The following is a 23,520-nucleotide window of genomic DNA, read 5'->3' as shown; positions in this document are numbered from 1 at the left end:
GCCATGGTGCGAGGGCTAATTCCTACTGGCGGCGCAATGCGGAGCGTCGCGGCCCTTACCAGCGTCATCTTCGCGGGGTTCCGGCCGCGCAGGCCGTCCCGGGGAGCGTCGGTGCTCCGTGATTGAATGGCCCGGTGCACAACGAGAATCTGAGCCGAAACGAAGCGGCGGACCGCTCCGCCATCATCACGGTGCGCAGTTACGACGTCAGCCTCGACCTGCGCACTGCGGAGGACCCGCAGAACGCAGGTTTCCCGTCGCGGACCGTGCTGACCTTTGACTGTTCGACTCCCGGCGCGACGACCTTCCTCGATTTCATCCATGGCGGCGTGGAGGCGGTCACGGTCAACGGCGCAAACCTTGACCCTGCTGCCGTGGTTGAAGGAGCACGCATCACCCTTCCGGACTTGGCGGCGAGCAATACCGTCGTCATCCAGGCAACTGCGCTCTACAGCCGCAGCGGTGAGGGAATGCACCGTTTCGAAGACCCGGCGGACGGCGCAACCTATCTTTACACCCAGTACGAGCCCGCTGACGCCCGCCGGGTCTTCGCCTGCTTTGAGCAGCCCGACCTGAAGGCGTCCTTCACCTTCCACGTGCGGGCGCCCGAGCCCTGGACCGTGGCGTCGAACGGCGCCGAGACGGAGCGGGACGTTCACGACGACGGGTCCGCCACCTGGCATTTCGCTCCCACCCAACGGATCTCCACCTACATCACCACTGTCCTGGCCGGGCCCTACGCCACCGTGACGGATCAGTGGACGGGCATCACCGGTGACGGCGAAATGCTCACCATACCGCTGGAGCTGTACTGCCGCCGTTCATTGGCTGAGCATCTCGACGCCGCGCGTATCTTTGACACCACCCGGCGCGGGCTCACCTACTTCCACGATCTGTTCGCCTACCCCTACCCGTTCGGGAAGTACGGGCAGGCGTTCGTCCCGGAATACAACCTCGGGGCCATGGAGAATCCCGGACTGGTGACCTTCAGCGAGTCCTACGTTTTCCGGTCCCGCGCAACCCATGCGCAGTATGAAGCGCGCGACAACACGATCATGCACGAGATGGCGCACATGTGGTTTGGCGATCTCGTGACCATGACCTGGTGGGACGACCTGTGGCTGAAGGAGTCCTTCGCCGATTTCATGGGCGCCCTCGCCGTCGCCGAAGCATTGGATTCAGCGACGTCCTGGGTGACCTTCGCTACCCGGCGGAAAGCCTGGGCCTACCTGCAGGACCAGTTGCCCTCCACACACCCCATCGTGGCTGACATCGTGGACCTGGAAGCAGCGAAGCTCAACTTCGACGGCATCACCTATGCCAAGGGTGCCTCGGTCCTCAAGCAGTTGGTGGCGTATGCCGGCTTCGAGGCCTTCGCTTCGGCTGCACGTGCCTACTTCCGGGAACACGCCTTCTCAAACACAACTTTGGAGGACCTTCTGCGCGCCCTTAGCGCAGCGTCGGGAAGGGACATGTCGGAATGGGCGGGGCGCTGGCTCCTGACCTCCGGCGTGCCGCAGTTGGCGGCAGAGGTGGCAACCGACGACGACGGCGCCTACACCTCCATAGCGATCCATCAGAGCGCTGTGGATCCGGTGACCGGGACACCAGCACTTCGTCCCCATCAGGTCCAGCTGGGACTTTACTCGCTGGACGTGAACGGTCGGCTGCTGCGGACCGGCTCGGAGTCTGTCCTGCTCGACGGGGAGCGGACTGAGGTTCCGGCCCTGCAGGGACACTCCCAGCCCGACCTCCTCCTGATCAACGACGACGACCTGACCTACGCAAAGCTGGTTTTCGACGAGCGTTCGCTCGCCACGCTGCTCTCCTTTCCAGATCGGCTGGAGGAGCCGCTGGCGCGCGCGGTCTGCCTCGCTGCCCTATGGTCCTCCACCCGGGATGCCCTGCTGAGCGCGGAAGACTACCTTGCGGCGGTCGAGAGGTCAGCGCCATCGGAAGACGGCGTGGCTACCCTGCAACAACTGCTGCAGAACGCCCACCACGCCACGGAGCATTACACACCGGCCGGGTCCCGCGAGGTGGTCCGGGAACGCTTCACCGACTTCCTGGTGCGGGGGCTGGAGGATGCCCAGCCGGGATCTGACCAACAGCTCGTCTGGGCACGGGCGCTGGCAGCTTCCGCACGTAAAACACCAAGGCACGCGCCCCTGCTGCGGGCGCTCCTTGAGGATGAGCGCAGGCTGGACGGTCTCGAGGTCGACGACGAACTCGGCTGGCAGTTCCGGCAGGCACTGGCCGCCCAGAATCTGGCAACAGTGGATGAACTCGAAGCTGCCCTGCAGCGGGATCACACCGCAGCCGGCCGCACCGGCTTCACGACGGCTTGCACCGCCGTTCCCGACGCCGGCGTGAAGGAGAAGGCCTGGCATGAAGTGGTCTTCGGCAACCGTCTCTCAAACGAATTGCTCAGCGCCACGATCGCGGGCTTCCGGGAAGGACCGCGGGCCCTCCGCGAGCCCTACGTTTCAACCTACTTTGAGCAGATTGACCGTATCTGGCGGGAACAGCCCATCGAGATGTCCTCGCGGATAATTCGCGGACTGTATCCGGGTGACCGGGACCATGAGCCGGGACTCGCGCCCGAAGACCATCCCGTGCTGGCGGCCACGGACCGGTGGCTGCATGAACAGGCCGATGCGCCGCAGTCCCTGCGTCGCATAGTCCTCGAGGAACGCGACCACCTTCTGCGGGCGCTGCGTGCCCAGGCCGCGGCGCAGCGCTGAGACCCTGCCGTCAGTGCTCCGCCCTGACCCGTTACGGAACCCTGTGCAGCCATTCCTCCGTGCCGAACTTCCGGTCCACCAGGTCCCGTGCAGCGGCTAGTTCCAAGCTGCTCAGTTCGCCGTCGACAGCTCCATAGCGTTCGCGGAAGGTGTCGCTGAGCACGCGGATAATCTCCTCCCGCGCCAACCCCGTCTGTCGCCGGAGCGGGTCCACACGCTTCTTCGCGCTCTTAATTCCCTTGTCCGACAATTTCTCCCGGCCGATCCGGAGCACTTCGAGCATCTTGTCCGCGTCGATGTCGTAGGACATGGTGACGTGATGCAGCATGCCGCCGTTGCTGAGGCGCTTCTGGGCCGCTCCACCGATCTTGCCGAGATCCGTCGCAATGTCGTTGAGCGGCTGGTACCAGGCCGAGATTCCCAACTTGCGCAGCCCCTCCATCACCCAGTCGTCCAGGAACGGGTAGGAATCGGCGAAACTCATCCCGTCAACGAGCGACTGTGGGAAGTAGAGCGAGTAGGTGATGGCATTGCCGTGCTCCATGAACATGGCACCGCCGCCGCTTATTCGGCGTACCACGGTGATGCCGTGGCGGCGGACGGCCTCGTCATCAACCTCATTCCGTACCGACTGGAAACTGCCGATTACGACCGATGGGCTCTCCCACTCCCAGAACCGCAGGGTGGGTTTGCGAAGGCCCTCCCCGACGCGGCGTGTCAGGACCTCGTCCATGGCGACGTGCATGCCGGTGGACAGCGGCGTCGGTCCGATGATTTCCCAACTGTGGTCAGCCCAGGTGGATGCCCGGCCCAGAGCACGGCGCACCGCAGTTGCAACAGCGTCGGCAGAGAAGCCGAACAGCTCCGCTCCAGGTCGCAACCGGCGTCGGACCGCCTCGGCTATCTCACCGTGGGTGCTTCCGGCCGGCAGTCCCTCGAGGGCAGCGTTGATGTCATCCAGCGCCTCGTCCGGTTCAAGGAAGAAATCGCCGTTGATGGACACGCCGTGAATCAGTCCGTCCGCGACGCCGAAATCTGCCACCACCAGTTTCCCGCCGGGCACCTTGAACTCGCCATGGTGCTCGCCTGCCGGCCCCTGCGCCAATGAAATCTCCTCCTGCTGCCGATGATGTTCCTACCCGCTTAAAGAGCTGGACCCGAACCGGCATTCCGGTTCGGGTCCAGCGATAAAATCCGTGGGACAATCCGCGCGGACTACTTCTTTCCGAAGCCCTTGAAGCGCTGGTTGAAGCGCTCGACGCGGCCGGCGGAGTCCATGATGCGCTGCTTACCGGTGTAGAACGGGTGTGACTCCGAAGAGATTTCCACCTCTACCAGCGGGTAGGTGTTGCCGTCTTCCCATTCGACCGTCTTGTCAGAGGTGACAGTGGAGCGAGTCAGGAAAGACTTGTCCGAGGCGAGGTCGCGGAAGACGACCGTCGAGTACTTGGGGTGGATATCAGACTTCACAGTAATACCTTCTGTAGTTGCCTGGATTTTGCCAGGCACCGGGAGTTTGAAAGTTCTTGGCCCGAGAGCAGGCCAGCAACCCACTCTACCGCACCCGCCCCTGATCTGCTAAGCGAAAGCCGGTGGACGGGGCTCACACGTACCGGTTCAGTCCACGCTTGGACGGCACTCCCAAAAGGCGACAGCCCCCGCAGCCGCAACGTTGAGGGAGTCGACAACGGGATTCATGGGAATCCGGACGGTCACGTCGGCTCGCTCCAGCGTCTCCTTGGCCAAACCGTCTCCCTCCGTTCCGAGCACAAGCGCCAGCCGCTCGACCGAGCGGCTGGACAGCTCCTGCAGTTCGATGGAGTCGGCTGACAGGGCAAGTGCCGCAACGACGAAACCCGCACCCTGCAAAATCTCGATCGACTCCGGCCACGACTCGAGCCGTACCCAGGGAACTTGGAATACCGTCCCCATGCTCACGCGGATAGCCCTGCGGTAGAGCGGGTCTGCACACCGGGGAGTAATGAGCACCGCGTCCACGCCGAGCGCTGCGGCGGAGCGGAACACCGCGCCGAGGTTGGTGTGATCGACCATGTCCTCGAGGACTGCGATCCTGCGCGCGTCGGCCAGCACGTCCGCGAGGGCAAGCGGGGCCGGCCGGTTCATGGCGGCCAGCGCTCCCCTGTGAAGGTGGAAGCCGGTTATCTCCTCCAGCACCTGTTCCGATCCCAGGAAGGCCGGCACGTCGGGGAACCGGTCGAGTATGTCCTGGAGGTCAGGCAGCCACTTGTCGGCAAGGAAGAAGGACCGGGGAGTGTGTCCGGCGTCGATTGCCCGGCGCAGCACCTTGGTGCTCTCGGCGATGTACAGGCCCTCAGCCGGTTCGCGCCGTCGTCGGAGCTGGGTGTCGGTGAGGTTCGTGTAATCGCCCACCCTGCTGTCTGACGCGTCCGAGAGGCGCACCAGCGGCATCTCAGTTCACCAGCCTGGAAATCATCACGTAGAGGGCAACCAGGCCGAGCACCACGATCACGCTGCGCAGAGCGACAGGCGGAAGCCGCCGCCCCACGAGTGAACCGACAAATCCGCCCGCCAGGGAGCCGACGGCAATCAGCAGGACCACCCACCAGTCGATCCGGTCGAAGGCGAAGATCATGTAGGAGACCGCCGCGATCAGGTTCACGCCCAGCACCAGGACGTTCTTCATGGCGTTTGCGGCCTGCATTGTGCCGTGCAGGAAGACGCCGAGGATGCCGACGAGAAGAATCCCCTGGGCTGCAACGAAGTAGCCTCCGTAAACTCCGGCGAGGAAAACCAGGATGGTCAGCGCGAGGGGATGTGACGGCGCAGCCGGGCGCGCCTCAGCCCGCCGTCGTACCCACCGCTGCAGCTTCGGCTGGAAGATGACAAAGCCAAGTGCGACAACGATGAGGAAGGGCGCGACCAGCCCGAATACCGTCTCCGGCAGGTTGAGCAGCAGCGCCGCCCCGGTGACCCCGCCCAGCAGCGAGGCCGGAAGCAGCTTCAGCAGCGTGCGGCCGCTGCCCTTGAGTTCGGAACGGTAGCCCCACGCACCGGACATGTTTCCGGCTACAAGCCCCATCGCATTGCTGATGGACGCCGTGACCGGGGCATACCCCAGAGCGATGAGAATGGGAAAGGTAACCAGCGTTCCCGATCCGACAATCGTGTTGATGGTTCCCGCCCACAGCCCACCTACAAGGATCAGCGCATCGCGCAGTAAGTCCACGAAGGAGTGCCGGAATATCTAGGAGCGTGCGACGGCGCTGTACCTGCCGTCGCGACGGGTCACCTCAAGCGGGAGGTCGAAGGCAGTGCTCAGGTGTTCGGCCGTCAGCACATCCTCGATCGGCCCTGCCGCCACCACACCGCCGTCGCGCATTAGCATGGCATGGGTGAATCCCGGCGGAACCTCCTCCAGGTGGTGGGTCACCAGGACCATAGCGGGCGACTCCTCGTCAGCTGCCAGCTCGCTAAGACGAGCCACCAGGTCCTCGCGGCCGGCAAGGTCCAGCCCTGCGGCGGGCTCGTCGAGCAGCAGCAGTTCAGGGTCGGTCATCAAGGCACGGGCGATCTGGACGCGCTTCCGCTCGCCCTCGCTGAGGGTTGCGAAGGTGCGGTTCATCAGCATGGAGACGCCCCACTTGTCGAGAAGGCGGAAGGCCCGGCGCTCATCGACCTTCTCATACTGCTCACGCCACCGTCCGGTCACGCCGTAAGAGGCGGTTACGACTACGTTGAGTACGGTTTCGTGTGCCGGGATCTGGGACGCCAGGGCCGCTGACGCAAGACCGATCCGCGGCCGCAGCTCAAAGACGTCAACCGCGCCCAGAACCTCGTCGAGGATTCCCGCCACGCCCCGGGTCGGATGGATCCGCGCGCCGGCAATCTGAAGGAGGGTCGTTTTACCCGCACCGTTGGGGCCCATGACCACCCAGCGTTCGCCCTCTTTGACCTGCCAGTCGACCCCGTCCAGCAGAGCTTTTCCACCGCGGACAAGGCTCACCCCGGACAGTTCCAGAACATCACTCATGACACTAGACACTAGGGCACGACGGGCATCCAGTGCTAAATGGACGACCGGCAGGCGGACAGCGCGGCAGAGCGTTAACACGGCCGGCCTGCAGGGCCGCATAATGGCAGATGAGACTTGGATCGACGAAAGGCCTTCGGCACGTGACGGAGACGTTCAGGGTAGTCAGCTTCGGCACCCGGTTGGAAGGATCGCACCGCTCCAAGGTGCGCCGGGCAGTGCAGGCGACCGGCGCCGTCGTCGTCGGGGAAAGCACGGACGACGCCGGCGCCTACCAGGTGGCCACGCTCACCGTGAGCTCGGATGAGGGGATAGAAACTTTACGGACCGCTCTTGCGCCGCTGGTGACTGAGGAAACCGGCGTCGCGGTGGTACCTCCGGCCCTGCTGGGCGAGGGAACGAAGCTGCTGATCATGGATGTGGATTCAACCCTTATCAAGCAGGAGGTCATCGAACTCCTCGCCGCCCATGCCGGCCGTGAAGCCGAAGTGGCTGCCGTGACCGAGTCGGCCATGCGGGGCGAACTGGACTTCGCGCAGAGCCTCCACGCCCGCGTGGCGGTCCTGGCCGGGCTGGGCGAGGGAGTGATTGAGGACGTCGGAACCCGGATTGAGCTCAGCGAGGGAGCAGAACACCTGATCGAGGCGTTCCTCGAAGCCGGGCATCTGGTTGCGGTTGTCTCGGGAGGGTTCAGCCAGATCCTGGAACCGCTGGCCGCACGGCTGAGGCTATCCCACGCCAAGGCGAACCTCCTCGGTGTCGACGCCGGCTCGCTGACCGGCACAGTCATCGGGCCCGTCGTTGACCGGGCCGAGAAGGAACGCTGCCTCCGTGCGTGGGCCGAGGCGGCGGGTATCCCCCTCGAACGGACCGTCGCGGTGGGCGACGGCGCCAACGACCTCGACATGCTCGCTGCAGCCGGCCTTGGTGTGGCTTTTAATTCGAAGCCTGCAGTCCGCGCCGCCGCGGACGTCGCAGTGGATTTCCCCTACCTGGACGTCGTACGCCACTTCGTGCGGCTCTGACCGGCTGGAGACACGTAAGGATCAGGACGCGAACAGACGAATGGCACCGGGCGGGTAAGCCCGGTGCCATTCGTCTATTGGTCGCGCAAACGCGTGGCAGAACCTGGTCGCAAAACCTGTTGCGGAAACGGATCAGCGGGTGAAGTGCTCCGCGCCGCCCACGTACTCGGTGTGGCCGGTGGGTACATCGGAGGTGACCATCTTCACGATCTCCGCTGCAAACTCCTCCACGGTGTAGAGGCGTCCGGCTTCCTGCCTGCGCGCTTCAATCGCACCGGGTGCAGCCCGGTCCAGCAGGGTGGCGGTGACAGTGCCCTCGATCATGTCGCCGGACACCACGACCAGGGAGATGCCGCGGTCGGTCAGGTTCGGAATCATCTCACGCAGGGCGTCCTCGCCTGCGCGCTTGCTGCGTGCTACGGGCTCGTATGCATCCATCGTTTCGACGGAGTTGATGAAGTGGGCCTGGTGGCTCGTGACGAATACCACGCGCGATCCGGCAGGCATGACCTCGAGTGCGGCTGAGAGCATCCCTACCTGCGCATCCCGGTTCAGCTTCAGCGCGTAATCGTCGCCAAGGCCGGTCTCCATGCCGCCGGATGCGTTGAGCACGAGGAGGTTCAGTCCGCCGAAGTTCTGCACAGCCGCGTCGACGAGCGCCTTCGCCCCCTCAGGCGCGGTGAGATCTGCACCCACGGCTACCGCGCGGCCGCCGGCGGCCTCAATTCCCGCGACGACCTTGTTCGCGCGGGGCGCCTTCTGCCGGTAGTTGACGACGACGGCGGCCCCCTGCTCGGCGAGCAGGCGCGCCACCTCTGCCCCGATTCCGCGGGACGAACCCGTGACGATCGCGGTCGTGTTCTGCAGTGCACCCATGTGTGGACGTCTCCTTGACTTGTATCTGTGTATCGTCAGTTGCTGTGGTCAGTGGCCCATGCCGAGACCGCCGTCGACCGGGATCACGGCGCCGGAGATGTAGGCCGCCTCGTCGCTGGCGACCCAGCGGACCACGTCTGCCACTTCGGATGCCTCGGCGAAGCGGCCGGCCGGGATGGAGGTCAGGTAGTTCTGCTGCGTCTCCTCGGGAAGCGCCGCCGTCATGTCCGTGTTGATGAAGCCTGGGGCAACAACATTGCAGGTGATGCCGCGGGAACCGAGTTCCCGGGTGAAGGAACGCGCGATGCCGACCAGGCCTGCTTTGGAAGCGGAGTAATTGATTTGGCCGGGAGCGCCGTAGAGGCCGGACACCGAGGAGATCAGCACGATCCTTCCCCGGCGCAGGCGCAGCATTCCCCGCGAAGCCCGTTTGATCACGCGGAACGAACCGGTGAGGTTTGTGTCGATCACGTCGGTGAAGTCATCTTCGCTCATCCTTAGGAGCAGGGTGTCCCGGGTGATGCCGGCATTGGCAACCAGTACCTCAACGGCGCCGTGGGCTTCCTCAACCTCCTTGAACGCCGCATCGATCTGGTCAGCGTCGGTGACATCGGCACGGACGCCAAGCATTCCCTCCGGTACCTCACCGCTGCGGTAGGTGATCGCAACCCGGTCTCCGTTCGCAAGGAAGGACTGGGCAATCGCAAGGCCGATCCCGCGGTTGCCGCCGGTTACCAGGACGCTGCGGCCCTCCTTCTGGGTGGGTGTTGCAGCGGTCTTCTGTTCCTGCACGGATGGTCCTCCGGTGTTCGCGGTCGTGTATCCGTTCGATCCTAGTCGCGCAGGCCCGAACTTTAACAACAAGGAACCAAGTGAGACAATGGATAGGTCCTTTGGAGAGTGATGATCAAGCTGCGCCATCAGTTCGAACGCAACCCGGATGTGCACAACATCAGTGATGCCCGGGAGGCGCACAGCGATGAGATGCGCCGCCGGATGATCAAGTACTCGCTGTCCATGGGCATCCGCCTGGTGTGCCTGATCCTGGTGTTCGTGGTCGAGGGCTGGCTGCAGTGGGTGATGATTGCAGGCGCCGTCTTCCTTCCCTACTTCGCGGTGATCATCGCGAACGGCGGCAGCGACACGAGCAACCTCGGGCACAGCGAGACATTGCTCGATCGGGCGCCGGCCCCGGAACTCGAGGCGGCGGCACCAGTGGCCGAGGAGGAAGGGCCGATGACCCTTCAGGGGGAGATCGTGCCGGATGAGCCGGACCAAAGCAGAGAGGACGGAAAGCGGGAAGCATGAGCATTTTTGACCAACTGCCGGGCGCCACTGCACCGGCAGCGCTCTCCGTCCCCACCTGCTCGCGTAAGGCCTGCAGGCAGCCCGCGACCTGGCAGCTGCTGTGGAACAACCCGCGGATCCATACCCCGGAACGCCGCAAAGTATGGCTGGCTTGTGATGCGCATCGGGAATGGCTGCAGGATTATCTGACCACCCGCGGACTCTGGAAAGAGACGCTGCCGTTGGAAGACGCGCCCGCAGCACCGTGAAGTTTCTGACGTATCTCGCATCCCCACGCTGGTTCGGTTGGTTCGCCCTGGTTATGGTCCTGGCCGCAGCCTGCACTGCCCTCGGTCTATGGCAGCTCGACCGTCGGGACCAGGCCGCAGCAACAGTGAGCACCGTGCAGGCCAACTACGATCGTGAGCCGATCGCCTATGATCCGAGCCTGTTCGACACCTACGAAGAGTCCCGCGAGTGGATGCCGGTGGAAATGACCGGCACCTATGATTCGGCGAACCAGCGCATCGTCCGGAACCGGCCACTGAACGGACGGCCCGGGTACGAGGTCCTGGTGCCCCTGCGGCTGCAGGACGGCACCGCCGTCGTTATCAACCGCGGCTGGCTGCCCATCGGGAACCGCGAGGCAGGCCATCCAGACGAGGTGCCGCAGGCACCGGAAGGCGAGGTCACGGTTACCGCGCGCATCCGGCCCGGAGAACCTGTCCTGAACCGTTCGGCGCCGGAAGGACAGCTTGCCTCCATCGATCTGGCCGGATACGGCGCACAGCTGGACTATCCGATGCACGCAGCTGCGTATGGACTCCTTGCCTCAGAATCCCCTGCCCCGGCAACCACACCCGTGGCGCCCGCAAAGCCCGCGATCGACCTCGGGCCGCATCTGTCCTACTCCATGCAGTGGTTCGCCTTCGGCGTCCTGCTCTTCGTGGGGTTCGGCTACGCCGTGCGTCAGCAGTACCGCCTCGACCACGAGGATGAGCTGGACGCGCCGGCACCCGTACGGACACGACGCCGGCCCTCCTCCGAAGAGGAAGAAGACGCCATCCTCGACGCCCGTGGGCTGTAGGAGTTCAGGCGTCAGCGCCAGGCGTGGAACGGTGCAGGCCGCCTAGGCCAGCGTCACCAGTTCCAGGTAGTCCTCGTTCCACAGGTCCTCGACCCCGTCGGGCAGCAGCACCACCCGCTCGGGATTCAATGCGTCCACCGCACCCTCGTCATGGCTCACCAGAACGACGGCGCCGGTGTAGTTCCGCAGCGCGCCCAAGATCTCCTCGCGGCTGGCCGGGTCGAGGTTGTTGGTGGGCTCGTCGAGCAGCAGGACATTGGCTGAGGACGCCACAATCGTGGCAAGCGCCAGACGGGTCTTCTCTCCACCCGAGAGCACTCCGGCAGGTTTGTCGACGTCGTCACCCGAGAACAGGAATGAACCGAGGATGCCGCGCACCTCGGCGTCCCGCATATCGGGGGCAGCAGTTCGCATGTTCTCCAGCACGGTGCGCTGGGTGTCCAACGTTTCGTGCTCCTGCGCGTAGTAGCCGACCTTCAGTCCGTGACCGGGAACGATCTTCCCCGTATCTGGCTGATCCACCCCAGCGAGCATGCGCAGGAGCGTCGTCTTGCCGGCACCGTTCAGGCCGAGGATCACCACCTTGGAGCCGCGGTCGATGGCCAGGTCGACGTCGGTGAAGATTTCCAGCGAACCGTAGGACTTGCTGAGGCCCTCGGCCATCATCGGCGTACGACCGCAGGGCGCGGGCTCCGGGAAGCGCAGCGCCGCCACCCGATCCTGCGCGCGGACCGCGTCAAGGCCGGACAGCATGCGCTCGGCGCGCTTGGCCATGTTCTGGGCAGCCACGGCCTTGGTGGCCTTGGCCCGCATCTTGTTGGCCTGATCCATCAGCACCTGGGCCTTCTTCTCCGCATTTGCCCGCTCACGCTTGCGGGCCCGCTCGTCTGTCTCGCGCTGCTGGAGGTAACGCTTCCAGCCCATGTTGTAGAGGTCGATCGTGGAGCGGTTGGCGTCGAGGTGGAAGACCTTGTTGACGGTCGCCTCAAGCAGGTCAACATCGTGGCTGATCACGATCAGGCCACCCTGGTGGTTCTTCAGGAAGTCGCGCAGCCAAGTGATCGAGTCCGCGTCCAGGTGGTTGGTCGGCTCGTCCAGCAGCATCGTTTCGGCGCCCGAGTAGAGGATCCGGGCCAGTTCGACGCGGCGGCGCTGCCCGCCGGACAGCGTCTTCAGCGGTTGGTTGAGGATCCGCTCCGGCAGCGCGAGGTTCGAGGAGATGGCTGCGGCTTCAGCTTCCGCGGCGTAGCCGCCATGGGCGAGGAATTCAGCCTCGAGCCGGTCGTAGCGCGCCATGGCCTTGTCGCGTACAGCGGCGTCGTCGCTGGCCATCCGCTCCTGGGTCTCCCGCAGCTTGCCGACAACTACGTCGAGGTTCCGAGCGGAAAGAATGCGGTCTCGGGCAAGCTGCTCCATGTTCGGCGTGCGGGGATCCTGCGGGAGGTAGCCGATGTCGCCGGTGCGTGTAACTGTTCCCGCGGCGGGTAGGCCTTCGCCGGCCAGGACGCGCGTGAGCGTGGTCTTGCCGGCACCGTTGCGTCCCACAAGGCCGATCTTGTCGCCGCGGTCTACCCGGAAGGACACCTGGTCCATGAGCAGGCGTGCGCCCGCGCGCAACTCCAGATTCGACACGGTGATCACAGTGGTTGAGCCTTTCCCTGGTTGCCGACGTCACGGGCCGGACCTGAATCTTGTAGGAACCCTACAAAAGCGTCTGGTTCTTTCCGCACTAATCTCGGTAAGTGAAGAGCCCACCGTTGTATAGATCTCACAGAAAGCTTCACGATGCACAAGACAAATCCGGTCCAGCACTCTCCGCTCGCCGAAGCTCCTGCGCGGCCCCGCCGCTCCTGGAGTGCGACCGATCTTTCCCTGATCGCGGTCTTTGCGGCCGTAGTGGCCACCAGCGCTATTCTACCCGCTATACCGGTGGGCCAGGTTGGCGTGCCCATCACCCTCCAGACCCTCGCGATCATGGTGACCGGCATCGTCCTGGGCCCGTGGCGCGCAGGGGCCGCCCTTACTCTCTATGTCGCCGTCGGGCTTGCCGGCCTGCCCATCTTCAGCCAGTTCCGCGGCGGCCTCGGTGTACTGTTCGGCCCTTCGGCCGGCTACATCATCGCGTTCCCGGTTGCCGCCGTCGTCGTCGGCTTCCTTGCCCGCCTGGTGTTCCGCAAAGTCTCCCGCCTGCGCCTGCTCGCCCTCTTCGCCGCCTGCACCGTCACCAGCCTCACCATCACCCATCCGTTCGGCATCGTGGGCATGATGATCAACGCCAAGCTGGACCTGGGAGCGGCCATCGCTGCGGACGTCGTGTTCCTGCCCGGTGACATCCTGAAGAACCTCGCCGCGGCGGCCATCGGACTCAGCGTGGTCAAGGCCTTCCCGCGCCTGCAGGGCCGGTCGGCGTCTCGCCGCTGAGCGCGGCGGACTCCGAAGGTCTGAGCTCCGATGATTGAGTTCGACGGCGCCGCAGTAGCGGCCGAGCATCCCTCACCTCGCCAGATCCTCCAGCCTGTCCGGCTGACGCTGTCCGAGCAGCGCATCAGTGTCATCGGCGCAAATGGTTCGGGCAAATCGACACTGTTGAAGCTGATCAACTCGCTGGTGCTTCCGAGCGCTGGAAGCGTGCGGGTCAACGGCCTCGACACCTCCCGCAACGGTTCCGCGGTTCGTCGGACTGTCGGCTTCATGTTCACGGACCCGCTGTCGCAGCTGGTCATGCCCACAGGACGCGAAGATGTGGAACTCTCACTGCGCCGTCATTACCGGCGCCGCGAAGATCGGCGTGAAACTGCGGCAGCAGTCCTCGACCGGTTTGGACTCACCAATCTGGCGGACCAGAGCGTCTACGACCTGTCCGGGGGCGAGCGTCAACTGCTTGCCCTCGCCACAGTGTTGGCCTGCGAACCCAGTGTGCTTGTCGCCGACGAGCCGACGACGCTCCTGGATCTCCGGAACGAACACAAGGTACGCACGCTCTTCGGAGGACTCGACCAGCAGGTGGTGTTCACAACCCACTCCCTCGACTTCGCCCAGGAAGCGGACCGAACACTTGTGATCGACAACGGTCGGGTGGTTTTCGACGGCGCACCGTCCGAAGCAGTTCGTGCCTACCGTGAGCTGACCTTGTCCGGGCTGTCATTGGAGGATCGACAGTGAGGGGCCATGTGAGCCTGCTAGGCGCCTATATCCCGCGCCTGTCGCTCCTGCACAGCGCTCCCCTCTGGGCGAAGGTGCTGTCCGTCAGCGTTCTTTCGATACTTGTCCTCGGATTCAACTCGCTCGCGGTAACGGGCGGCGGGCTGATTCTGGTGGCCCTTGCCTATCTGGCCGGGGCACGCCTGAGCTTTCGGGAACTGGTCCAGCCTCTCCTGAGAATGTGGCCGCTGATCCTTGTGCTCGGGATCTTCCAGGTCTTTACCGCCGGTCCCCTCAAGGCATTCCTGGTGGTGGGCAATATCGTGGTGTGCGTCCTGGCCGCCCTCCTGATTCCGCTCACCACCGAGAGCCAGCGGCTCCTGGACGGGCTGGTGTCCCTCGCCAAACCGCTCCGTCCGTTGGGAGCCGATCCGGAGCGCTTCGGGCTGACCGTGGCGCTGATGCTTCGGAGCATTCCCTATCTGGTCGGATCAGCAGCCGACGCACGCGATGCGGCCCGCGCGCGCGGCCTCGAACGAAATCCACGGGCCCTGATACTCCCCCTCTTCATCGGCGCCGTGGCGTACGCGCAACAGACCGGGGAGGCCCTCGCCGCCCGCGGGCTGGCTGAGCCTGACGATGACGGTGTTGCCGGAGGAAATGCCAGCTAGAAACTAGAGGCTCTCCGCGCGGAAGGCCGCCGCCGTTCCCACTCCCCCCGCCGCGCTGATCGCGGCAACCGACCAGCCGCCGTCGTCGTCGCCTTCCATCTGGCGGAGCAGGTTCGCCACCAGCATCGCCCCCGATGCTCCATAGGGATGCCCGTAAGCCAGGGCTCCGCCCTGGAGGTTGAGGCGTTCAGGCGGTACGTCCATCAGGCGTGCAGAGGCCAGAACCTGCGCGGCGAACGCTTCATTGAATTCCCAGCGGGAAATATCGTCCGGGCCCAGGTTCATCCGGCCGAGCAGTATTCTCACCGCGAGGGCGCCCGCCGTTCCGAACCGGGCTGGCTCGCCGCCGGTGCTTGCCGAACCACCGAAGACCAGCCCGCGTTCGACGCCGGCCGCCCTCGCCGAATCCACGCTGGTCACCAGGGCGACGACCGCGCCGTCGGCATCCGCGCAGGAGTTACCGGCCGTCACACTGCCCTCTGGATCGAAGGCAGGCGGAAACCGGTAAAGCAGGTGCGCGGTCATCCCTTTGCGCGCCGTTTGATCCCTGCCGAAGCCTTCGAGCGGCACAATTTCAGGAGTCATCAGATGCAACGAGGCTGCAGTCCGCGCATGGCTCCGCAGTGCGTAGGCGTCCTGTTGGGCCCGGTTGATCCCATGATGCGCGGCAACGTTCTCGGCCGCTTGACCCGCATCCGGGTCGCCGAGGTTCTCCGGCGCGAATTGTGCCCGTGAATAGAAGTCGGGCGCCCCTGGTGCAGAGGTGAGCCGATGGGCCCGAAGGGGTGCGGTGCTGCAGCTTTCCACTCCTCCGGCGAGGAACCAGCTGCCGGCTCCGGCCTCCACGAGCCGACAGGCCAGGACGATGGCGTCCAGCCCGGAGGCGCACTGCCGGTCTACGGTGAGTCCCGGGACGCCTGTGGGAAGCCCTGCAGTCAGTGCCGCCAAACGCGCAACGTTGCCGCCTCCGCCAACGGCGTTGCCCATGATGACGTCGTTAACCTCCCTGGGTGCGAGGCCGGAGTCCTGGATGACAGCGGTAAGTACGGGAGCCAGCAGGTTGTGAGCCGGAACCTGCGAGTACATGCCGCGGAGGCGCCCGAACGGCGTCCGCCGGCAGAGCACAAAAACTGCGCGGGAGCCGGAGGCGGAACGCTCAGGAGATGTGTGCACGCGTTGCCTCCGAATCCTGCATCAGGACAGCCAATGCTGCTCGATCAGGTTTCCCGGCTGCCGTCAGCGGGATCGAATCAACTGCCTTCACCCGGCTCGGGATTTTCACGGCAGGCAGAGTCTCCCGCAGCGCTTGGCGGATACGGTGGGAATCCACCTCTTCGTGACTCTCCGCTTCGATCGCCGCTGCCAGCAGCGTTCCCCGCCGTCCGTCCGGAATCCCGAAGGCAACGGCAGATCGAAAGCCGATGCGCGCCAGCGCATCCTCCACCTCCGACGGGTAGACGTTGGTTCCGGCAACCACCAGCATGTCGCCGGCGCGCCCGGCAAGGTGGAGGCCGCCGTCGTCGTCAATCCAGCCCTGGTCGTGAACTGTGACCCACTCGCCGTCCCGCGTGAACCCATGCCCGTCGTCGCCCAGCAGATAACCGTCGATGGCGGTGTCCGTGCTCACCCAGATTGTCCCGGGGGACATCGGCTGGTCAGCCTCGATTCGCAGGCGAACTCCCGGGAACGGCTTCCCTACATCGCCCCCGACCGCGCCCCCGACTGCGCCGTGAACGCGGCGTGCGGTTACGAGGCTGAGCTCCGAGGCGCCGTAGTACTCGAAAATCCATGCGTTCGGAGCAACGCGGAGGACCTTTGACACCTGCAAGTCCGTCAGCCGAGCTCCACCTGCGACGACGGTGCGCAGCGCGGGCAGGCTGTCGACGCGCTGAAGCGCAAGCCCCACGGCGGCCGGAACGGCTACAAGATGTTGAATACGCCAGGAAGCGAGGGCCTCCGCCATCCGTACTCCCCTCGGGCCCTGGGTCGACGCGCCGAGAGTGAAAAAAGCAGCTCCAGCGTAAAGCGCCTCCGCGAGTGCGTACAGGTTCAGGCTCGACGACAGGGGCCCGGGCGCGAACGTGCGGAGCCCGGGCGTGACACCGAAATAGGCGGCACTGCGGCGCAAGGAACGGGCCCACGAACCGGAGCTCCGGACGAATGCCTTCGGCACGCCGGAGGTCCCGGACGTGAAGCCGCAGTAGAAGCGGGTCTCCGCCGCAGCATCAGCCAGGGCGCCGGGGCGTCCATCCGCCTCCGCGGCTTCTGGGACGGCACCGGAGAACAATAATTCGTCAAGCACGCCAACGGGCCTCAGCCCATCCAGCACACGGGTACGAAGCTCTTCGGGCCACGCAGGATCAAGCACGGCAGCACACTTGCCGCGGCCGACGACGGCCGTGAAGGCCACGGTGAAGGCGAGCGGGTCGGCGAGCTCAAGCGCAACCAGGTTCCCGTCTGGAAGCGGTAGAGCGGAAGCCCTGGCGACCAGCTCGGCGCAGGTCAGTTTGCCCTCCTCGGTGACGACCGCGTCGCTGTCCGGAGTTACGCGTGCCCGTTCGAGCAGGCGGTTGATGAAGGGCATGGTGCCGACACCCTCTCTTCTGGCGGTAGGCCCAATGTACTAACGTGTGCCCATGACGAGCTATTCTGCAGTCTTCCGTTGCAGCGCCCAAGCGTCCGGGAGCAAAGGTTTCGGGAGCAACCGGTGACGCCGGCACCGGACATCGTGATCGTCCAGGGCGACATCACGCGGCAGGAGGTCGACGCCGTCGTCAATGCAGCCAACTCCTCCCTGCTGGGCGGCGGCGGCGTTGACGGTGCTATTCACGCTGCCGCGGGTCCGGAGCTTCTGGAAGCCTGCCGGGCGGTGCGGGAGGAGGAGTATCCGGGCGGGCTCCCGGTTGGACAAGCGGTGGCCACACCCGGTTTTCGGCTACCGGCAGCGTGGGTCATTCACACGGTCGGACCCAACAGGCATGCGGGCCAAACCGATCCAGCCCTGCTGGAGTCGTGTTTCCGTCGCAGCCTGGAGATTGCCGATGATATTGGCGCGCAGTCGGTCGCTTTTCCCGCTATCAGCGCGGGCATCTACGGCTGGGATCCGGAGGCAGTGGCCGGAGTCGCCCACCGGGCGGTGGCAGAGTACGACGGCGGTGTCCGCGAGGTGCGGTTCGTCCTGTTCTCAGACCGGCTGGCCAACACCTTCCGGCAGGTGTTCCAGCATCGGCGGGACTGACTCGAGTTGATTCCGCCTCTAACAACGAAGGGGGACGGCAACGCTGCAGCGTTGCCGTCCCCCTTCATGCAGAACCGGGAAACCGGAGGCTAGATGTTGAAGCCGAGGGCCCTCATCTGGTCACGTCCGTCCTCGGTGATCCGCTCGGGACCCCATGGTGGCATCCACACCCAGTTCAGGCGCCAGTCGTCAACCACACCGTCGAGAGCCTGTCCCACCTGCTCCTCGATGACGTCGGTGAGCGGGCAGGCGGCGGTGGTGAGCGTCATATCGATCAGCAGCGCGCCGTCGTCGGCGTACTTGAGCCCATAGAGCAGCCCCAGGTCCACGACGTTCACGCCAAGCTCCGGGTCGATCACGTCCTTCAGCGACTCTTCGATGTCCTCCAGGGACGTCTGCGCCGCATTCACATCACTCATGATGAGGAGCCTTTCTTCGGAGGAAGGGGTGTCAGGCGCCGGCCGGTGCTGCGCCGGGGACGAGGAAGCGGTCGTAGCCCTCTTCCTCAAGGCGGTCGGCAAGCTCGGGGCCGCCCTCTTCCGCGATTCGGCCGTCGACGAATACGTGCACGAAGTCCGGCTTGATGTAGCGGAGGATGCGGGTGTAGTGGGTGATGAGCAGGGTGCCCATGTTGCCCTTGCCGTGCTCACGGTTCACGCCTTCGGAAACCACCTTGAGGGCGTCGACGTCGAGACCGGAGTCGGTCTCGTCGAGGATGGCGAACTTGGGCTTGAACAGCTCGAGCTGCAGGATCTCGACCCGCTTCTTCTCTCCGCCGGAGAACCCTTCGTTCACGTTGCGCTGTGCGAAGTCGGCATCGATGCGCAGCTGCGACATGGCTTCCTTCACGTCCTTGGTCCAGTGGCGCAGGCTCGGGGCTTCGCCGTCGAGCGCGGTCTTGGCGGTCCGGAGGAAGTTGGTCATGGTGACGCCGGGGACCTCGACCGGATACTGCATGGCGAGGAAGAGGCCGGCGCGCGCACGCTCGTCCACGCTCATCTCCAGTACGTCCTCACCGTCCAGGGTGATCGAGCCGCTGTCCACGGTGTAGCGCGGGTGGCCGGCGATGGTGGAGGCCAGCGTGGACTTGCCGGAGCCGTTAGGGCCCATGATTGCGTGGGTCTCACCGGTGTTGATGGTCAGGCTGACGCCCTTGAGGATGGGCTTGCTGCCCTGTTCCGTTTCGATGCTGACGTGCAGGTCCTTGATTTCAAGGGTGGACATCTTGGTTCTCCTTTGCATCCTGCTTAGCAGGCTTGCTCAATTGTGTGAAAGTTCTAGTCGCGGTCGGGTACAGGCGCCGAGTTGACCACCGTGGTGACATCCACGTAGACACCGTCGCCGTGGATCTCGAGCGCGAACACCGGAACCGGCTCGTAGGCCGGAAGCTGAAGCGGCATCCCGGTGCGCAGATCGAACTGGGAACCGTGGCCCCAGCATTCGATCGCGCAGCCCTCAACGTCGCCCTCGGACAGGGAGATATCCGCGTGGGAGCAGGTGTCACCGATGGCGTGGATAGCGCCCTCGGAGTCCTTCACGATCGCGACGGGAAGGTCGCCGATGAGGATCCGCAGGGCCTGCTTTACGCCGATCTCGTCCACCTTGCAGACGAGTTCACCCCTGGGTGTCTCCGGAGATGCCTCGGTCATCAGTTGTTCCCTGCGGCCAACTCGCGCTCTACCGCTTCAGTTAGGCGCTCCTCAAGCACGGGTACCTTGATCTGCTGGATGACCTCGTTGAGGAAGCCGCGCACGACCAGTCGGCGCGCGGTCTTCTCATCGATACCGCGGGCCATCAGGTAGAACAGGTGCTCGTCGTCGAACCGGCCGGTGGCGCTGGCGTGGCCGGCGCCCTCGATCTGCCCGGTTTCGATCTCAAGGTTCGGAACCGAGTCGGAACGCGCGCCGTCAGTGAGGACCAGGTTGCGGTTCACCTCGTAGGTGTCGGTGCCCTCGGCCTCCTTGCGGATCAGGACGTCGCCAACCCACACGGTATGCGCGTCCTTGCCCTGGAGCGCACCCTTGTAGGTGACACGCGACTTGCAGTTGGGAACTGCGTGGTCCACAAGCAGCCGCTGCTCCAGGTGCTGCCCTGCGTCGGCGAAGTACAGGCCGTACATTTCGACCTCTGCACCGGGCGCGGTGAAGAACGACGACGGCGTGAGGCGCACCAGGTCGCCACCAAGGCTGACGACGACGTGCTTGAACCGTGCGTCACGGCCCACCTTCGCCTGCTGCGAGGAGACGTGGACGGCGTCGTCGTTCCATTCCTGGACGCTTACGACGGTGAGCTCCGCACCATCTCCCACGAGGATCTCGACGTTCTGGGCGAGCGTGGTGCTGCCCTGGTGATCCAGGACCACGACGGCCCGGGAAAACTTCTTCGCATCGATGATGAGGTGCTGGGCGGCTGCTGCGTTGTCGGTTCCGCGGACGGTAACCGTCACTTCGCAGTCAGCAACCGTCTCCTCGGGAATGGTGACAACAGTCGCGGCGGTCACAGCTTCCCAGGCCGCGGCGGAGATCCTGTCTTCCGGAATGGCGGCAGCACCAAAACGTGCATCATCGCGGGCGACGGTCTCGACCTGGATGTTGGACGCACCGGTGACAGTGACGGCGGGACCCTGCCCGGTCAGGGCATCGGTGTGCAGACCGCGCAGGCGCTTGAGCGGAGTGAACCGCCAGTCCTCTTCGCGCCCGGTGAGCGGAGCGAAGTCGGCGAGCTTGTAGGACTTCAGCCGCTCACCACGGGAGGCCTCCGGGACAACCGGCTCATCGCCATGGCTGTGCCGGCGGGCCCCGTGCTGCTCAGAGCCGGTGTTCAGCGGAGAGAGATTCTCGCCCTCTTCGGTGAAGCCGGCAATGGCCACCTTGTCCTCGCCCGAGGGGGCACCAATGCGTGCCTTTTCATCTGAAAGCTCAGGGCTCAACTGTGAGGTTTCGGCCATTAGCCTACGGCTCCTTCCATCTGGAGTTCGATCAAGCGGTTCAGTTCAAGGGCGTACTCCATCGGAAGTTCGCGGGCGATCGGCTCGATGAATCCGCGCACGATCATCGCCATCGCTTCATCTTCCGGAAGTCCGCGGGACATCAGGTAGAACAGCTGCTCCTCGCTGACCCGCGACACGGTTGCCTCGTGTCCCATGGTGACGTCATCCTCGCGGATGTCGACATAGGGGTAGGTGTCAGAACGGGAGATGGTATCGACCAGCAGCGCGTCGCACCGGACGGTGTTGGCCGAGTGCGACGCACCCTCCCGAACCTGCACGAGGCCGCGGTAGGCGGCACGACCGCCACTGCGCGCAACGGACTTCGAGATAATCGAGGACTTGGTGTTCGGTGCGATGTGCACCATCTTGGAACCGGTGTCCTGGTGCTGGCCCTCGCCGGCGAAGGCAATGGACAGCGTCTCACCCTTGGCATGCTCGCCCACGAGGTAGACGGCCGGGTACTTCATGGTCACCTTGGAACCGATGTTGCCGTCGATCCACTCCATGGTGGCGCCCTCGTGCGCGATCGCACGCTTGGTGACCAGGTTGTACACGTTGTTGGACCAGTTCTGGATGGTCGTGTAACGAACCCGGGCGTTCTTCTTCGCGATGATCTCCACGACTGCCGAGTGCAGCGAGTCCGAGGTGTAGATCGGCGCGGTGCAGCCCTCGATGTAATGGACGTAGGAACCCTCGTCCGCGATGATCAGCGTGCGCTCGAACTGACCCATGTTCTCGGTGTTGATCCGGAAGTAGGCCTGGAGCGGAATCTCCACGTGGACGCCCGGGGGGACGTAGACGAAGGAGCCGCCGGACCAGACCGCGGTGTTCAGCGAGGCGAACTTGTTGTCACCGACGGGGATGACTGAGCCGAAATACTCCTCGAAGAACTCAGGGTGCTCCCGCAGCGCGGTGTCGGTGTCCATGAAGATGACACCCTGGCGCTCGAGCTCTTCGTTGATCTGGTGGTAAACAACTTCGGACTCGTACTGCGCGGCCACGCCTGCCACGAGGCGGTTGCGCTCAGCCTCCGGGATACCAAGCTTCTCGTAGGTGTTCTTGATGTCCTCAGGCAGGTCTTCCCAGCTGGCAGCCTGCTTCTCTGTGGAGCGCACGAAGTACTTGATGTTGTCGAAGTCGATGCCGGAAAGGTCGGCACCCCACGACGGCATCGGCTTGCGGTCGAAGTACTTCAGGCCCTTGAGCCGCATGTCGAGCATCCACTCGGGCTCGTTCTTCTTGGCGGAGATGTCGCGGACGACTTCCTCATCGAGACCACGCCGCGCGTTAGCGCCGACGTCGTTCTTGTCAGCCCAGCCGTACTCGTAGTTACCGATGCCATGCAGCTCCGGATTCCTCTCGAGGATGTCGCTGATCACTCCTGCCGGCACGGCGTCGGGTACCAATGCCTTCTGATCTGTCTGATCCGTCATCACGGCCTTCCTTGCTGATCGTTGGAGACGTTTAAAGTTTGTGGGTGTGGTCCTGCGGGTGCGACGCCGGCCGGGCGGACTGCGCCGGGCGGGCTGCCTGTGCCGGGCGGGCTGCCGAGTCTGCCGAGGCGGCCGACAGGAATGTGGGTTGTGCACACGTGCCCACCGCTTGCCAGAGTGGAAAGCCGGCGCACATCAACACCGAGCAGCCTGGCGAAGACCTCGGTTTCCTGCTCGCAGAACTCGGGGAATTGAGCGGCCAGTTCCTGGATGGGGCAATGCCCCTGACAGAGCTGCACGCTCATCATTGCGGCACGGGGAGCATTGCGCCCGATCTCGCGGGTGGAGCCGACGAAGCCATCGACGCTCAGCGCCCCAGCCAGGGCAGCTGCCTTGTCCTCCAGGCGCTCACCTGCGGATTCGACGGCGGGACGATACCGTTCCTCCATGTCGGCGAAGCGGGTAGCGGCGAAGCGACGTACGGCGTCGGGCCCTGCCGCGTCCTTGAGTTGCCCCAGCGCCGCCTGCGCGATGTGAAGGTAGTCGTTGCCGAGGCGCGTCTGTCCCCGCTGGCTCAGGACATAGCGGCGGGCGGGACGCCCGGCTCCCGTCGACGGATTGCTTACGAGCTTGACCTCGATCAAGCCGTCCCTGGAGAGTGCATCGAGATGGCGCCGTACCGCTGCCGGCGTGTATCCGAGAAGGTCACCCAACTCGGCTGCACTCACCGGACCGTGCTCCAGCACGGCCGACAGGACCTTGTCACGCGTCCGCTCGTCGGCCGACCTGCGGGAATCAGCATCGTCGCCAACGCTGGCGCCTTGGGCGGGTACGAGCCCACGGACGACCGGATGGGACATCGCTGGAGCCTCCTCAGATGCGCTGGCAAACAAGTATGGGAACCGGCTGCTCGAACGATGGGCTATCCCACCCAGTGAGCATGCCGGAAAAAAATGTGCTGCTCGGTACGCCGGCGTTCAATTAAGCCAACACAACCGTGCCCTAATGTATTCCACT

The 23,520-nt window shown here is 64.8% G+C and carries 25 protein-coding genes; 9 read left to right on the top strand and 16 right to left on the bottom strand.

Annotated features, from left to right (window positions below; all coding sequences use genetic code 11):
• The first annotated feature begins 134 nt into the window (after positions 1 to 134).
• Entirely contained in the window at positions 135 to 2,744 is a 2,610-nt protein-coding gene (gene pepN, locus GC088_RS07585; RefSeq protein ID WP_323961851.1) for an aminopeptidase N, read from the top strand.
• A gap of 31 nt (positions 2,745 to 2,775) precedes the next feature.
• Here pepN and GC088_RS07580 read toward each other — a convergent pair whose 3' ends face one another.
• The 5 genes from GC088_RS07580 to GC088_RS07560 form a co-directional block, all read right to left on the bottom strand.
• On the bottom strand, positions 2,776 to 3,849 hold the full coding sequence (locus tag GC088_RS07580; RefSeq protein WP_323961849.1) for a lipoate-protein ligase LplAB: 1,074 nt from the start codon (positions 3,847 to 3,849) through the stop codon (positions 2,776 to 2,778).
• 110 nt (positions 3,850 to 3,959) lie between these two features.
• Positions 3,960 to 4,214: a type B 50S ribosomal protein L31 gene (locus tag GC088_RS07575; RefSeq protein WP_323961848.1), complete on the bottom strand. Its 255-nt coding sequence runs from the start codon at positions 4,212 to 4,214 to the stop codon at positions 3,960 to 3,962.
• 147 nt (positions 4,215 to 4,361) lie between these two features.
• Positions 4,362 to 5,174: a TrmH family RNA methyltransferase gene (locus GC088_RS07570; protein ID WP_323961846.1), complete on the bottom strand. Its 813-nt coding sequence runs from the start codon at positions 5,172 to 5,174 to the stop codon at positions 4,362 to 4,364.
• Position 5,175: 1 nt separating this feature from the next.
• Complete coding sequence (locus GC088_RS07565) at positions 5,176 to 5,952, bottom strand: sulfite exporter TauE/SafE family protein (RefSeq protein ID WP_323961844.1); 777 nt, start codon at positions 5,950 to 5,952, stop codon at positions 5,176 to 5,178.
• A gap of 18 nt (positions 5,953 to 5,970) precedes the next feature.
• Positions 5,971 to 6,756, bottom strand: coding sequence for an ABC transporter ATP-binding protein (locus GC088_RS07560; protein WP_323961842.1), 786 nt, complete (start codon positions 6,754 to 6,756; stop codon positions 5,971 to 5,973).
• Between the two features lie 143 nt (positions 6,757 to 6,899).
• Here GC088_RS07560 and serB point away from each other — a divergent pair, with 143 nt between their 5' ends.
• The gene (gene serB / locus GC088_RS07555; protein ID WP_323961841.1) at positions 6,900 to 7,781 is read left to right on the top strand and encodes a phosphoserine phosphatase SerB; all 882 of its coding nucleotides are present in this window, start codon (positions 6,900 to 6,902) and stop codon (positions 7,779 to 7,781) included.
• Between the two features lie 132 nt (positions 7,782 to 7,913).
• Here the strand turns inward: serB and GC088_RS07550 are convergent, their stop codons facing one another.
• Entirely contained in the window at positions 7,914 to 8,657 is a 744-nt protein-coding gene (locus tag GC088_RS07550; protein WP_323961839.1) for an SDR family oxidoreductase, read from the bottom strand.
• A 48-nt stretch (positions 8,658 to 8,705) separates the two neighbouring features.
• On the bottom strand, positions 8,706 to 9,449 hold the full coding sequence (fabG, locus tag GC088_RS07545) for a 3-oxoacyl-ACP reductase FabG (RefSeq protein ID WP_323961837.1): 744 nt from the start codon (positions 9,447 to 9,449) through the stop codon (positions 8,706 to 8,708).
• A gap of 111 nt (positions 9,450 to 9,560) precedes the next feature.
• Between fabG and GC088_RS07540 the strand changes: the two genes are divergently transcribed.
• From GC088_RS07540 to GC088_RS07530, 3 genes are read left to right on the top strand one after another with little or no spacing between them, the layout of a single operon-like run.
• Positions 9,561 to 9,965 (top strand): DUF3099 domain-containing protein, encoded by a 405-nt coding sequence (locus GC088_RS07540; protein WP_323961835.1) that lies wholly within the window; start codon positions 9,561 to 9,563, stop codon positions 9,963 to 9,965.
• The gene (locus tag GC088_RS07535; protein WP_323961833.1) at positions 9,962 to 10,213 is read left to right on the top strand and encodes a hypothetical protein; all 252 of its coding nucleotides are present in this window, start codon (positions 9,962 to 9,964) and stop codon (positions 10,211 to 10,213) included. The genes GC088_RS07540 and GC088_RS07535 overlap by 4 nt, the downstream gene beginning before the upstream one ends.
• Positions 10,214 to 10,266: 53 nt before the next feature.
• Positions 10,267 to 11,031, top strand: a complete 765-nt coding sequence (locus GC088_RS07530) for an SURF1 family cytochrome oxidase biogenesis protein (protein WP_323961991.1) — start codon at positions 10,267 to 10,269, stop codon at positions 11,029 to 11,031.
• 42 nt (positions 11,032 to 11,073) lie between these two features.
• Here the strand turns inward: GC088_RS07530 and GC088_RS07525 are convergent, their stop codons facing one another.
• On the bottom strand, positions 11,074 to 12,672 hold the full coding sequence (locus GC088_RS07525) for an ABC-F family ATP-binding cassette domain-containing protein (protein ID WP_323961831.1): 1,599 nt from the start codon (positions 12,670 to 12,672) through the stop codon (positions 11,074 to 11,076).
• Between the two features lie 144 nt (positions 12,673 to 12,816).
• Here GC088_RS07525 and GC088_RS07520 point away from each other — a divergent pair, with 144 nt between their 5' ends.
• From GC088_RS07520 to GC088_RS07510, 3 genes are read left to right on the top strand one after another with little or no spacing between them, the layout of a single operon-like run.
• The gene (locus GC088_RS07520; RefSeq protein ID WP_323961829.1) at positions 12,817 to 13,452 is read left to right on the top strand and encodes a biotin transporter BioY; all 636 of its coding nucleotides are present in this window, start codon (positions 12,817 to 12,819) and stop codon (positions 13,450 to 13,452) included.
• Positions 13,453 to 13,482: 30 nt separating this feature from the next.
• The gene (locus GC088_RS07515) at positions 13,483 to 14,193 is read left to right on the top strand and encodes an energy-coupling factor ABC transporter ATP-binding protein (RefSeq protein WP_323961827.1); all 711 of its coding nucleotides are present in this window, start codon (positions 13,483 to 13,485) and stop codon (positions 14,191 to 14,193) included.
• On the top strand, positions 14,190 to 14,843 hold the full coding sequence (locus GC088_RS07510) for a CbiQ family ECF transporter T component (RefSeq protein ID WP_323961825.1): 654 nt from the start codon (positions 14,190 to 14,192) through the stop codon (positions 14,841 to 14,843). Before GC088_RS07515 ends, GC088_RS07510 begins: the two co-directional genes overlap by 4 nt.
• Positions 14,844 to 14,846: 3 nt before the next feature.
• Here the strand turns inward: GC088_RS07510 and GC088_RS07505 are convergent, their stop codons facing one another.
• Together GC088_RS07505 and GC088_RS07500 are read right to left on the bottom strand one after the other, a co-directional pair.
• Positions 14,847 to 16,016: a thiolase family protein gene (locus tag GC088_RS07505; protein WP_323961823.1), complete on the bottom strand. Its 1,170-nt coding sequence runs from the start codon at positions 16,014 to 16,016 to the stop codon at positions 14,847 to 14,849.
• A complete protein-coding gene (locus GC088_RS07500) occupies positions 16,000 to 17,427 on the bottom strand; it encodes an AMP-binding protein (RefSeq protein WP_323961821.1) in 1,428 nt (475 codons plus the stop codon). Before GC088_RS07500 ends, GC088_RS07505 begins: the two co-directional genes overlap by 17 nt.
• 123 nt (positions 17,428 to 17,550) lie before the next feature.
• On the opposite strand from GC088_RS07500, the gene GC088_RS07495 reads away from it, so the two are divergent.
• The gene (locus GC088_RS07495; RefSeq protein WP_323961819.1) at positions 17,551 to 18,081 is read left to right on the top strand and encodes an O-acetyl-ADP-ribose deacetylase; all 531 of its coding nucleotides are present in this window, start codon (positions 17,551 to 17,553) and stop codon (positions 18,079 to 18,081) included.
• An 89-nt stretch (positions 18,082 to 18,170) separates the two neighbouring features.
• Here the strand turns inward: GC088_RS07495 and GC088_RS07490 are convergent, their stop codons facing one another.
• Genes GC088_RS07490 through GC088_RS07465 form a run of 6 tightly spaced genes read right to left on the bottom strand, consistent with a single transcriptional unit; the run spans position 18,171 to position 23,363 of the window.
• Positions 18,171 to 18,500, bottom strand: a complete 330-nt coding sequence (locus GC088_RS07490) for a metal-sulfur cluster assembly factor (RefSeq protein WP_323961817.1) — start codon at positions 18,498 to 18,500, stop codon at positions 18,171 to 18,173.
• A gap of 31 nt (positions 18,501 to 18,531) precedes the next feature.
• Positions 18,532 to 19,305: a Fe-S cluster assembly ATPase SufC gene (gene sufC, locus GC088_RS07485; RefSeq protein ID WP_323961815.1), complete on the bottom strand. Its 774-nt coding sequence runs from the start codon at positions 19,303 to 19,305 to the stop codon at positions 18,532 to 18,534.
• Positions 19,306 to 19,358: 53 nt separating this feature from the next.
• Positions 19,359 to 19,730 carry a non-heme iron oxygenase ferredoxin subunit gene (locus GC088_RS07480; protein ID WP_323961813.1) on the bottom strand — a complete coding sequence of 124 codons (372 nt, stop codon included), beginning with the start codon at positions 19,728 to 19,730 and terminating at the stop codon, positions 19,359 to 19,361.
• Positions 19,730 to 21,028 (bottom strand): Fe-S cluster assembly protein SufD, encoded by a 1,299-nt coding sequence (gene sufD, locus GC088_RS07475; RefSeq protein ID WP_323961811.1) that lies wholly within the window; start codon positions 21,026 to 21,028, stop codon positions 19,730 to 19,732. Before sufD ends, GC088_RS07480 begins: the two co-directional genes overlap by 1 nt.
• Complete coding sequence (gene sufB / locus GC088_RS07470; RefSeq protein ID WP_323961809.1) at positions 21,028 to 22,503, bottom strand: Fe-S cluster assembly protein SufB; 1,476 nt, start codon at positions 22,501 to 22,503, stop codon at positions 21,028 to 21,030. The genes sufD and sufB overlap by 1 nt, the downstream gene beginning before the upstream one ends.
• Positions 22,503 to 23,363, bottom strand: coding sequence for a helix-turn-helix transcriptional regulator (locus GC088_RS07465; protein ID WP_323961807.1), 861 nt, complete (start codon positions 23,361 to 23,363; stop codon positions 22,503 to 22,505). The genes sufB and GC088_RS07465 overlap by 1 nt, the downstream gene beginning before the upstream one ends.
• Positions 23,364 to 23,520 lie beyond the last annotated feature (157 nt).

Source organism: Arthrobacter sp. JZ12, assembly GCF_035189165.1.
GTDB lineage: Bacteria > Actinomycetota > Actinomycetes > Actinomycetales > Micrococcaceae > Arthrobacter_D.
The sequence above is the reverse complement of the archived record's forward strand: the minus strand, read 5'-3'. Positions and strand labels throughout refer to the sequence as shown.

Excerpts from the sequence above, each read along its gene's own strand:
- GC088_RS07530 (WP_323961991.1), top strand. The coding sequence starts at position 10,267 with ATGGTCCTGGCCGCAGCCTGCACTGCCCTCGGTCTATGGCAGCTCGAC.
- sufC (WP_323961815.1), bottom strand. The coding sequence starts at position 19,305 with ATGTCCACCCTTGAAATCAAGGACCTGCACGTCAGCATCGAAACGGAA.
- GC088_RS07480 (WP_323961813.1), bottom strand. The coding sequence starts at position 19,730 with ATGACCGAGGCATCTCCGGAGACACCCAGGGGTGAACTCGTCTGCAAG.
- GC088_RS07500 (WP_323961821.1), bottom strand. The coding sequence starts at position 17,427 with ATGCCCTTCATCAACCGCCTGCTCGAACGGGCACGCGTAACTCCGGAC.
- GC088_RS07515 (WP_323961827.1), top strand. The coding sequence starts at position 13,483 with ATGATTGAGTTCGACGGCGCCGCAGTAGCGGCCGAGCATCCCTCACCT.
- GC088_RS07535 (WP_323961833.1), top strand. The coding sequence starts at position 9,962 with ATGAGCATTTTTGACCAACTGCCGGGCGCCACTGCACCGGCAGCGCTC.
- GC088_RS07540 (WP_323961835.1), top strand. The coding sequence starts at position 9,561 with ATGATCAAGCTGCGCCATCAGTTCGAACGCAACCCGGATGTGCACAAC.
- GC088_RS07570 (WP_323961846.1), bottom strand. The coding sequence starts at position 5,174 with ATGCCGCTGGTGCGCCTCTCGGACGCGTCAGACAGCAGGGTGGGCGAT.
- GC088_RS07560 (WP_323961842.1), bottom strand. The coding sequence starts at position 6,756 with ATGAGTGATGTTCTGGAACTGTCCGGGGTGAGCCTTGTCCGCGGTGGA.
- GC088_RS07520 (WP_323961829.1), top strand. The coding sequence starts at position 12,817 with ATGCACAAGACAAATCCGGTCCAGCACTCTCCGCTCGCCGAAGCTCCT.
- GC088_RS07465 (WP_323961807.1), bottom strand. The coding sequence starts at position 23,363 with ATGTCCCATCCGGTCGTCCGTGGGCTCGTACCCGCCCAAGGCGCCAGC.
- GC088_RS07490 (WP_323961817.1), bottom strand. The coding sequence starts at position 18,500 with ATGAGTGATGTGAATGCGGCGCAGACGTCCCTGGAGGACATCGAAGAG.
- sufD (WP_323961811.1), bottom strand. The coding sequence starts at position 21,028 with ATGGCCGAAACCTCACAGTTGAGCCCTGAGCTTTCAGATGAAAAGGCA.
- GC088_RS07550 (WP_323961839.1), bottom strand. The coding sequence starts at position 8,657 with ATGGGTGCACTGCAGAACACGACCGCGATCGTCACGGGTTCGTCCCGC.
- sufB (WP_323961809.1), bottom strand. The coding sequence starts at position 22,503 with ATGACGGATCAGACAGATCAGAAGGCATTGGTACCCGACGCCGTGCCG.